Origin of the sequence: Lysobacter sp. Root690 (genome assembly GCF_001427785.1) — a bacterium.
GTDB lineage: Bacteria > Pseudomonadota > Gammaproteobacteria > Xanthomonadales > Xanthomonadaceae > Lysobacter.
Map to the genome: position 1 here is coordinate 73297 of NZ_LMHM01000011.1, position 9867 is coordinate 83163.

At 68.9% G+C, this 9867-nt stretch carries 7 protein-coding genes; 4 read left to right on the forward strand and 3 right to left on the reverse strand.

Annotated elements, in window-relative coordinates; genetic code table 11:
• Positions 1–333: 333 nt before the first annotated feature.
• Together ASD86_RS05460 and ASD86_RS05465 are read right to left on the reverse strand one after the other, a co-directional pair.
• Positions 334–2067 carry a hypothetical protein gene (locus tag ASD86_RS05460; protein ID WP_157476191.1) on the reverse strand — a complete coding sequence of 578 codons (1734 nt, stop codon included), beginning with the start codon at positions 2065–2067 and terminating at the stop codon, positions 334–336.
• A 21-nt stretch (positions 2068–2088) separates the two neighbouring features.
• Positions 2089–2685, reverse strand: a complete 597-nt coding sequence (locus tag ASD86_RS05465) for an NfuA family Fe-S biogenesis protein (protein WP_056107935.1) — start codon at positions 2683–2685, stop codon at positions 2089–2091.
• A gap of 142 nt (positions 2686–2827) precedes the next feature.
• Here ASD86_RS05465 and ASD86_RS05470 point away from each other — a divergent pair, with 142 nt between their 5' ends.
• Genes ASD86_RS05470 through ASD86_RS05480 form a run of 3 tightly spaced genes read left to right on the forward strand, consistent with a single transcriptional unit; the run spans position 2828 to position 4417 of the window.
• Complete coding sequence (locus ASD86_RS05470; protein WP_056107938.1) at positions 2828–3169, forward strand: 4a-hydroxytetrahydrobiopterin dehydratase; 342 nt, start codon at positions 2828–2830, stop codon at positions 3167–3169.
• A gap of 5 nt (positions 3170–3174) precedes the next feature.
• Entirely contained in the window at positions 3175–3600 is a 426-nt protein-coding gene (locus ASD86_RS05475) for an energy transducer TonB (protein WP_235567681.1), read from the forward strand.
• Positions 3601–3643: 43 nt separating this feature from the next.
• Positions 3644–4417: an energy transducer TonB gene (locus ASD86_RS05480; protein ID WP_056107941.1), complete on the forward strand. Its 774-nt coding sequence runs from the start codon at positions 3644–3646 to the stop codon at positions 4415–4417.
• A 17-nt stretch (positions 4418–4434) separates the two neighbouring features.
• On the opposite strand, the gene ASD86_RS05485 is transcribed toward ASD86_RS05480, so the two are convergent.
• A complete protein-coding gene (locus ASD86_RS05485) occupies positions 4435–5391 on the reverse strand; it encodes an RluA family pseudouridine synthase (RefSeq protein ID WP_056107944.1) in 957 nt (318 codons plus the stop codon).
• Positions 5392–5888: 497 nt separating this feature from the next.
• Here ASD86_RS05485 and ASD86_RS05490 point away from each other — a divergent pair, with 497 nt between their 5' ends.
• Positions 5889–9455 (forward strand): Rne/Rng family ribonuclease, encoded by a 3567-nt coding sequence (locus tag ASD86_RS05490; RefSeq protein WP_056107948.1) that lies wholly within the window; start codon positions 5889–5891, stop codon positions 9453–9455.
• Positions 9456–9867: the final 412 nt, after the last annotated feature.

Below are 9867 nucleotides of genomic sequence, written 5' to 3' on the forward strand. Positions count from 1 at the left end.
GAGTGCCTGTGACTGCGCATCACCACGGCATTTTCACTTGCTGCGTCCTCTCCTATCGTCATTCCCGCGAAGGCGGGAATCCAGTGACTTTGACGAAGCCACGGAGACAACGCCGCTCGCAAGACCCCGCGCTAAAGCCACTGGATTCCCGCCTTCGCGGGAATGACGATGCAAAGCGGCTCGATCGACCCACAAGCAAGCACTCAGACGCGGGAATGACGAGCAAACGCGGTCCGCTCGACTGAAAGCAAGCGCGCAGAAGTTGCGACACGCCCGGAATTCAAGGCTCCGACTTCAGCGGCGCACTCCTGACCGCCCCTCAAGCTCAACTCCTCACCCACCCGGCGGCGGCCTGACGCTGCCGTTGTTTTCCTGCAGGTGCGGCTTGAACGGGATATCCGGCGGCGGCCTCGCCTCGGCCGGCTGATCGTTGAGGTTGGGATCGTCGATGCCGCAACCGCCGCCGGCCATCAGCAGCACTACCGAACACTGGATGCGCTTGCTGGTGCCGGGGATCGGAATCATCACCGTCTGCACGCTGCGCCGCACCCACTCGGCCAGCAGGGTTTCGTTCGGCCGCCAGTATTTGTCGAGCGCGGTCGCTTCGTAGTCGGTGGGCTTGCGCCGCAGCCAGGTGCCGGCGCGGTCGAGGTCCTTGATCTCGGCGGTGATCGTGCCCGGCGGCTTACCCGGTGAGGCCGAACCCGGCGCGTCGGCGATGCGCGGGCTGCCGTCGCTGTTGTACAGGCCGGGGCTGTCGCCGCGTTGCGCGCCCGGACGGTTGCGGTTGGAGCCACCCCAATCGTCGTCGGTCTTCAGGTTCGACCAGGTGCCCGGCGCGGGCGTGGGTTTCGGCCCGGCGCCGGCGGTCGCGGCCGGCGTACGCGAAGGCGTAGTGCTGGAGCTGGCACTGGGATTGGCGCTGGGCGTCGCCGCCGCGGTGCTGGAACTCGCGGCCGCCGCATTCGGCGACGGTGCCGTCGAACTCGCAGTCGAAGGCGTCGTCGTCGCGGGCGACGGCGAAGGTGAACTGGCCGGTGCCGGCGTGGCCGAAACCGACGGCGCGGGAATCTCGGCGATCCGCACTTGCGGGGTCGTGCTGCGTACCTGCGGCTCCGGCAGCGGTTGCGCCGGCAGTTCGCGCATCTGCAATTGCGGCAACGGCGCGGGCACCTCGCGCACCGCGACTTCGCGCGGCTGTGCGTTCACCGTCGGCGCGGCGATCTGCGGTTGCGGCAATTCGCGCGACAACGGCTGCACCGGCGTCGGCACGTCCTGGGTCGGCACCGGCCGGGTCGCGATCTCGAGCTGCGGCACCCGCGGCGTATCGTCCAGACGCTTGCGCGTCGGCGGCAGCACGAAGATCTGCGGCGAATCGGGGACGTCCTTGCTGACCATCACCGGTTGTTCGACGGTCGGCGGCGGCAGTTGCGGCTCGGGCACGTCGCGTTGCGGCACCTCGGGCACGCTCGCCTGCAGTTCCGGCGTCGGCGGCACGCTGATCGCGACCTGCGGCGGCGGTTGCGCGGCTTGCGGCGGCGCCGGCGTGGAGGGCGGTTGCGGCGGCGTCGGTTCGGTCCGCGGCTGATCGGAGGGCTGCTGCGCGCCGCCGCCGGGGTCTTTGGGCGTGCCGTCGCCAATGAATTCGATCATCGTGACGTCTTCGCCCTGCGGCGGCGGCCGGGTGGCGAAGAACTGCAGGTACATCAGCCAGATCAACGCGCTGGCGACGAAGATATGCCACAGCACCGAGAACGTGGCGGCCACCCAGCGCAGGCGGCGCTCTTCGCGTTCCGGCGGATGCCATTGCTGACGCCATAAGGTGGCGAAGGCCTGCCAGCGATTGAGGCTGGCCGCGCGCCGCGGCGGCGACGCCAGCGGACGCTGCGCGAGGGTGGCGACCATCGCCTCGGAGGTCGCACCGACCACCGCGCCGCTGCGCTCGCTCAGCGAGTCGAACCAATGCTGCCAGCCCGGCGGAAATTCACCGGGCGCGGGCGACTCGCGGCGCAGCGACAGCCGCAACCGGCGTTGCAGGGCCTCGATGAGTGATGCGGCGGTGGGCATGGGCGCTGCGCCGCGCGGGCGTCAGGCCGCGGTATCGCGGGGAATATACGGCGCGTCGCCGGTGTCGTGGTCGGTCGCGTCGCGCACCGCGGTCACGCCCGGCACCTTGGTCATCAAGGTGGTCTCGATGCCCTGCTTGAGGGTCACATCCGCCATGCCGCAGCCCTGACAGCCGCCGCCGAAACGCAGCACGACCACGCCATCGGCGGTCACTTCCTGCACCGACACATTGCCGCGGTGCTGGGCGAGCTGCGGATTGACCTCGTGCTCGACCACCCAGCGCACGCGTTCGACCAGCGAGGCCGAATCGGCCGGCGCTTCGCCCTTGATCTTGGGCGCGCGGATCTGCAGCTGGCCACCGGTCGCCTTGTTCTCGTAATCGATCTCGGCGCCGTCGAGGTACTTCACGCTGTCGGCGTGCAGCCACAGGGTGAAGCCTTCGCAATCGATCGCCCACTCATCGCCGACCAGATCGGCCGGTTCGGCGAACTCCAGGCGCACGTCGGCGCGCGGAGTGCCCGCATGCACCGCCGACAGCCGCACGCCCAGGCCCGGCAGGGCCTCGCGCTCGATCAGTTTGCGGAAGTGCGTTTGCGCGGATTCGGAAATATTGATCATCGGGCTATTCTAGCGGGGTCAGTGCGGCGCGTAGCCGTGCCTGCATCCTACGACCGTCGGCGATACGATTCCGTTCATATGGAGCCGCGCCGGCGCAAACGCAACGCCGCCGCGCCCGCTCCAGGCCGCCAGGAGTCATCGCATGAACGATCTGATCCCCCTTTCGCAGGCCCACTGCATCGCCCGCCGCGGCAGCGAGCACCGCCTGACCGAAGCGCGCGTGCGCGAGCTGCTGCCGGAAGTCGCCGGCTGGGAGCTGGCCGAGGACGGCCACGCCCTCACCAAAACCTTCCGCTTCGACGATTACTATCGGACCATGGCGTTCGTGAACGCGCTGGCCTTCATGGCCAACCGCGAAGATCACCATCCCGATCTGGGCGTCCATTACGACCGCTGCGTGGTGCGTTACTCGACCCACGACGTCGGCGGATTGAGCGAAAACGACTTCATCTGCGCGGCGAAGGCCGACGCTCTGACCGGTTGATCGCCATGACCATGCTTGCTCGCCAGCTTTTCATCGCTTCCCCGCGCCTGGGCGCGCTGCTCGCCAGCGGGCTGCTCGCGGCGCTCGCCGCCGGCTGCGGCCCGCGCGACGCCGATCAACCGATCGTGCCGTCGACCCCGCTGCGCGCGGTCGATACCCCGCCGCCGGACTACCCGGCCGAGATCGGCTGCGACCAGATCGGCGGCAAGGTCGTGCTGCAACTCACCGTCGGCCCGGAAGGCAAGCCGACCAAGGCCACCGTGCTGACCAGCAGCAAGACCCAGGCGCTGGACGATGCCGCGGTCAAGGGCGTGCAGCGCTGGCGTTTCGAAGCGGCCACCCGCAACGGCAAGCCGGTCGCCACCGACATCCAGGTGCCGGTGACCTTCCATCCTCCGGCCGACCGGCCGGCGCATTGCGGGCCGGCCTGAGCCAACGCGCGTCGTCCTTAGGTCGGCTTGGGGAACTGCCCGAATGCACGGTGTTCGCCGTCTGATCGGCTTGCACTTGCTGCTGCCGATCTCGTTCGCCTGCGCTTCGGTCGCCCATGCCCAGGTGGCCGACGATCCCTCGCAGATAACGCCGTCGCACTACGACGACTTCCCCCCACCGCCGCCGCCACCGCCGCCCATCCATCCGGACAAGCTCCAGCGCCGGTCGAGGGCGCACCGCGATCGACCGCCGAAATATCCGATCACCGCCGTCTGCGCGGGCTCGTACGGCACCGTCGTGTTGCTCCTGACCATCGACATGAAAGGCCAACTCATCGACAAGCGGATCGAACGCAGCAGCCGCCATCCCGAACTCGACCGCACCGCGATCGAGGCCGCGGCCACTTGGCGGTTCGATCCTGAAATCCGCAACGGCCAGCCGGTCGCGTCGAGACTTCGGATACCGGTGGAGTTCGTCAAGCCCGAGACGCCATCGAACTACTGCGCGCCGCGCATCGAGTTGCGCAAGCCCGGCAGCGCCAAGCCGAGCGTGCAGTTCGCTTCCAGCGACGCCATCGAGGCCGAGCTTTCGCAGTACGCGTTCTCGCCCACCTCGGTCGTGGCGAGTTGGCGGCGCGTGGCCGCGAACGGCCAGGCCGGAGCCACCATCCACCAGCAACGGCTGAGCCTGAAACCTTCCAAGGTGCGCCAGCAGTCGCGTTTGCTGTTGCCCGCCGGAACAGTCGCCGGCAGCTACCTGCTGGAGGTCGCGATCGACGGCCGTCCGATGTCGCCGACGCGCTTCAAGATCAACTAACCGCCGCGTCGCGACGCTTACCCCAACCGGTCCAGCACCTCGACCAGTTCCGGCGCCAGCGGCGCATTGAGCGAATACGGCTCGCGTCCGCCGTCGAGCGCGAACTCCAGGGTCGATGCGTGCAGGAACAAGCGGCGCAGGCCGAACTGGTCGCGCAGCTTCTTGTTGACCTCGGCCTCGCCGTACTTGTCGTCGCCGGCGACCGGGTGGCCGATGTGCTGGGCATGCACGCGGATCTGATGGGTGCGGCCGGTTTCGATCCGCACCTCGCAATAGGACTGCCCGCCGCGCCGTTCCAACGTCTTGAAATGGCTCAGCGACGGCTTGCCCTCGCGATGGACCTGGACGTGGCGCTCGCCGCCCTGACGCAGGCCGATATGCAGCGGCGCGTCGACGCTCATCACCCCTTCGGGCATGCGGCCGGTGACCAGCGCCAGATAACGCTTGGCGATGCCGCCGTCCTCGCGCATCAGCGCCTGCATTTCGGTCAGGGCCGAGCGCTTCTTGGCCACGATCAGCAGCCCGGAGGTGTCGCGGTCGAGCCGATGCACCAGTTCCAGGGTATGACCCGGACGCGAGGCGCGCAGTGTCTCGATCGCGCCGAAACTGATCCCGCTGCCGCCATGGCTGGCCACCCCGGACGGCTTGTTCAGGGCGAGCAGACGCGCGTCCTCGAACACGATCGCGGCGTCCAGGGCGTCCATGAACCCCTTGGGCGGGGCCGGCTTTTCTCCAGCCTCGTTGAGACGAACCGGCGGGATCCGCACCTCGTCGCCGGCCTCGAGCTTGCGCTCGGCCTTGGCCCGGCCCCCGTTCACGCGCACCTGACCGGAGCGCACCAGCTTGTAGATCAAGGATCTGGGCGCACCTTTGAGTTGGCCCAACAGGAAGTTGTCGAGCCGCTGGCCATCGCGGTCTTCGGGCACGCGCACGGTGCGGGCACCGGCATTAGTGGAGTTTGCTGACTGGGTCATCCCGAAGCGTTATCTGTTACACTCGCGACGCGAGATAAGGTTTTGATTTCGCTGGGAGTTGTGCCAGTCGTCCGCCTCAACAGCGTGCGGCCCGGTACGGGGCCGAAAGCCCCTCCCGCGATTCCGGTCCGCGTCTAACCACTGCCCACGGGGTAGCCATGTTAGCAGCGACGGACCGGCGGAACCGGCCTTCGCCCGATGGGTCAAACCATCGCGATGAACAACCGTGCGGCGCCAAGGCCCCTCAAACAAGAGTTGGCTCGAAGCTGCCGTCGCCCGCCCCGAGCGACGTTCGCGTCGCCGGCCCCGATAGTTTTTGCATAGGTAAGAAGCGCTCCCGCGGCGTGCCGTGGTGATGTAGCGCTGGTAGTGGAGGCTCGCCGGCGCGCGGGCGGCCCGCATCCGATGCGGCCGACGATCGCGACGGCGTGGCCTCAGTTCCCAGATAGCGAAACGCCATGGCGTTCCGCGCGGTAGAGCGCGCGAGGAACGCAACAATGAAGCGCATGCTGATCAACGCGACGCAGGCAGAAGAACTGCGCGTCGCCATCGTCGACGGGCAAAACCTGTACGACATCGATATCGAACAGCCCTCCAAGGAACAAAAGAAGTCCAACATCTACAAGGGCCGCATCACCCGGCTCGAGCCTTCCCTGGAAGCGGCCTTCGTCGAATACGGCGGCGATCGCCACGGCTTCCTGCCGCTGAAGGAAATCTCCCGCGACTACTTCCAGCCCGGCGTCGACCATAACAAGGCCGGTCTGCGCGAGGTCCTGCGCGAAGGCCAGGAGATCGTGGTCCAGGTCGACAAGGAAGAACGCGGCAACAAGGGCGCCGCCCTGACCAGCTTCATCTCGCTGGCCGGCCGCTACATGGTGCTGATGCCCAACTCGCCGACCGCCGGCGGCGTCTCGCGCCGGATCGAAGGCGACGACCGCGCCGCGCTCAAAGAAGCGATGGACAAGCTGCAGATCCCCGACGACATGGGCGTGATCATCCGCACCGCCGGCGTCGGCCGCGACGCGGAAGAACTGCAGTGGGACCTCGACTACCTGCTGAGCATCTGGAAGGCGGTCACCGACGAGGCGCTGAAGAAGCCCGCGCCGTTCCTGCTGTACCAGGAGTCGCGCCTGATCATCCGCGCCCTGCGCGACTACATGCGCCCGGACATCGGCGAGATCCTGGTCGACACCGACGAGATGTACGCCGAAGCGCGCGAGTTCGTCGAACAGGTGATGCCGCACAACCTGCGCAAGCTCAAGAAGTACGCCGACGAAACCCCGCTGTTCAACCGCTTCCAGATCGAATCGCAGATCGAGAACGCGTACGAGCGCACCGTGCGCCTGCCCTCCGGCGGCGCGCTGGTCATCGACCAGACCGAAGCGCTGACCGCGATCGACGTCAACTCCGCGCGCGCCACCAAGGGCGGCGACATCGAGGAAACCGCGTTCAACACCAACCTGGAAGCGGCCGAGGAAGTGGCCCGCCAGATGCGCCTGCGCGACCTCGGCGGCCTGGTGGTGATCGACTTCATCGACATGTCGTCCAACCGCCACCAGCGCGAAGTCGAAAACAAGCTGCAGAACGCGCTCAAGCAAGATCGCGCGCGGGTGCAGATCGGCCGCATCTCGCGCTTCGGCCTGCTCGAACTCAGCCGCCAGCGCCTGCGCCCGTCGCTGGGCGAATCCAGCCAGCTGGTGTGCCCGCGTTGCGACGGCCACGGCCGCATGCGCAGCGTCGAATCGCTGTCGTTGTCGATCCTGCGCGTGGCCGAAGAGCACGCGATGAAGGAAAACACCGGACAGGTGCTGGTGCAGGCCCCGGTCGAGATCGCCAACTACCTGCTCAACGAAAAGCGCCGCGCGCTGACCGAGATCGAGCTGCGCCACGATTCGCCGATCGTGATCGTCGCCGACGACCAGCTCGAAACCCCGCACTACGAAGTCACCCGGGTGCGCGAGAACGAGATCGGTGAAGAGACCACCAAGCCCAGCTATCAGCGCGGCACCCCGCGCAAGCTGCCGGTGCATGCGCTGACCAAGGCGCATCTGAACATTCCGGACGCGCCGGCGGTCACCAACGTCAAGCCCCTCCAGCCCGCGCCGCTGCGCGAACCCCGCGAGCCGTCCGTGGCGGTTGCTCCTATTGCCAGCCCGGCCCCGGCCCCCGTCGCCGCGCCGACCCATTCGGTCGGCCTGGTCGAGCGCATCCTGCGCATCTTCCGCGGCACCCCGCAGCCGGCCGTGGTCCAGCCCGAACCGGCCGCGCGCGGCAGCGAAGGCCGTGGCCCACGCAACGACCGCGGCGATCGCAACGGTCAGCGCCGCGGCGAGAACCGCAACGGCAAGGGCGGACGCGATGGCGCGCGCCGCGACGAGCCGCGTCGTGACGAGGCACGTCAGGACTCGCGTCGCGACAAGCCGCAGCAGGGCAACGCGCAGGTGCAGGTCCCCGCGGCCGCGCAGGCGCAGCAGCCCAAGCAGAAGCAGCCGCAACCGCAGCAGCCCAAGCAGGCTCAGCAGCCCAAGCCGCAGCCGCAGAACAAGCCCGATCGCGAAGAACGCGCCGCGCAGCAGGCCAATGGCAACAACGGCCAGACCCCGCGTCCGCCGCGCGAGCCGCGTCCGCCGCGTCAGGACGTCGCCGCGAGCGACGCCGTCGCCGCAGCGGTGGTGCCGGCCGCGATCGCCGCCGCCTCGGCCAGCACCGGTGCGCCGGTTGCGCCGCCGGTGGTGAGCGAGGACAACGCGATCAAGCTCGACACCGCCGCCGCCGAAGCCGTCGTGGCCGAGAACGCGCAAGCCGAAGCCCATGACGGCGATGCCGGCACGGCCGCCGGCGATACCGGTGAAGGCAGCGGACGCCGCCGTCGCGGCCGTCGCGGCGGTCGCCGCCGTCGTCGTGGCAACGGCGAAGCCGGCGCCACGGGCGAAGGCGAAGGCCAGAGCCAGGACGAGAACGGGTTCGACGACGAAGACGAGACCTCCGGCGAGCCGGGTTCGGCCCCCGCGGCCGCGAACCGTTCGCAACCCGAGTTCGATTTCGACGACGAGTCCGGCGCGCAGCCCGCGCCGGTTGCCACCCCGGCCGCCGCGGCCGCGGTGGTCGCCGCCACGGTGAGCTCTGCCGCGAGCAGCGTGTTCGCGCCGTCGAACCACGGCGAAACCCGCAGCGAGCCCAAGCCCTCGTTCGAGAACTTCGACCACGCCAAGCCGGCACCGGCCAAGGCTGACGCCGAAGTCGGGCATGCCGACGCCGAACAGGCCGACACCAAGCCGGCCAGCGTGTTCGCCGAGCCGTCGACCTCGTTCGTGGCGCCGCAGTCCGCGTTCGCCAAGCCGGCGACCTCGTACGTCACGCCGGCGTCCGAACCGGCGACGCATACCACGCCCGCCCAGACCGCGGTCGAGTCGGTCGAATCGATCGAACAGGCCAAGCCCGAAGTGATCGTGGTGACCGGGCAGGCAGCCGCGCCGCACACCGCCGCGCCGGTGCAGGCACAGGCCGTCGACAACGAAGAACCGGCGTCGGTGGTGGTCGAGCCCGAGGTGGTCGAACCGACCCGTATCGCGCCGCCCGCGTCGATCGAGCCGACGGTGGTCGAGCCGGTCGTGGTCGAACCTGTGGCGGTTGCTCCCGTGGCGGTTGCCCCGGTCGCAGTCGAACCCGTGTCGGCCGAACCGGTCCGCCCGGCGCCGATCGCGGTCGAGCCGTCGGTGACCAGCGCAGTCGACGCATCGGCGACCCATGTCGCCGAGCCCGTCGTGTCGACGCCGCAGCCGATCGTCGCGAACGAGGTCGTTGCCTCCGCTCCCGCGGCGATCGAGCCAGTCGTCGCGCCGGCCGAACCGGTCAGCCCGATCGACACCGCGGCCGCTAGCGTGGAGTCGGTCGAACCGGCCTCGCCGCTGACCCCGCGCACCGGCGGTCTGTTCGACACCCTGCCCCACCCGGCCGAACCGGCGCAGCTCGACGCGGCCCAGGCCGCGGTCGAAGGCGAGCAAAGCGCCGAGGACGATACGAACGGTGCCGGTCCGGACGACCACCACGAGCGTCGCGCCTGATCGCGCCGCTCGCGGATCGAACGCAGTAAACGCAAAACCGGCCGCGCGAGCGGCCGGTTTTCTTTTGGGCGTCGCGCCAGACGGCAGGAGCGGTGCAAGCCGCAACCGCGCAACTCACGGCTACGACGCAGCCGCAAGCTGCCGACGTTGGCGCGATCGCCAGCGCATATCGCAACCGTCAGACCCAGATCGTGAAAATTCGGCTGCTGCATGCGTGCGCCGGCTCATGCGATTTCGCGGTCGCAGCTTGCGCAGCTCCTACAGGGCTACGGGTGGCTACATCTGATCGGATCCGACTGTAGGAGCGGCGCGAGCCGCGACCGCGCAACCCTGCGGTTCACGACACAGCGGCACGCAGCCCTCAGCCGTCATTCCCGCGAAAGCGGGAATCTAGAGACTTCAGCGCCAAGCA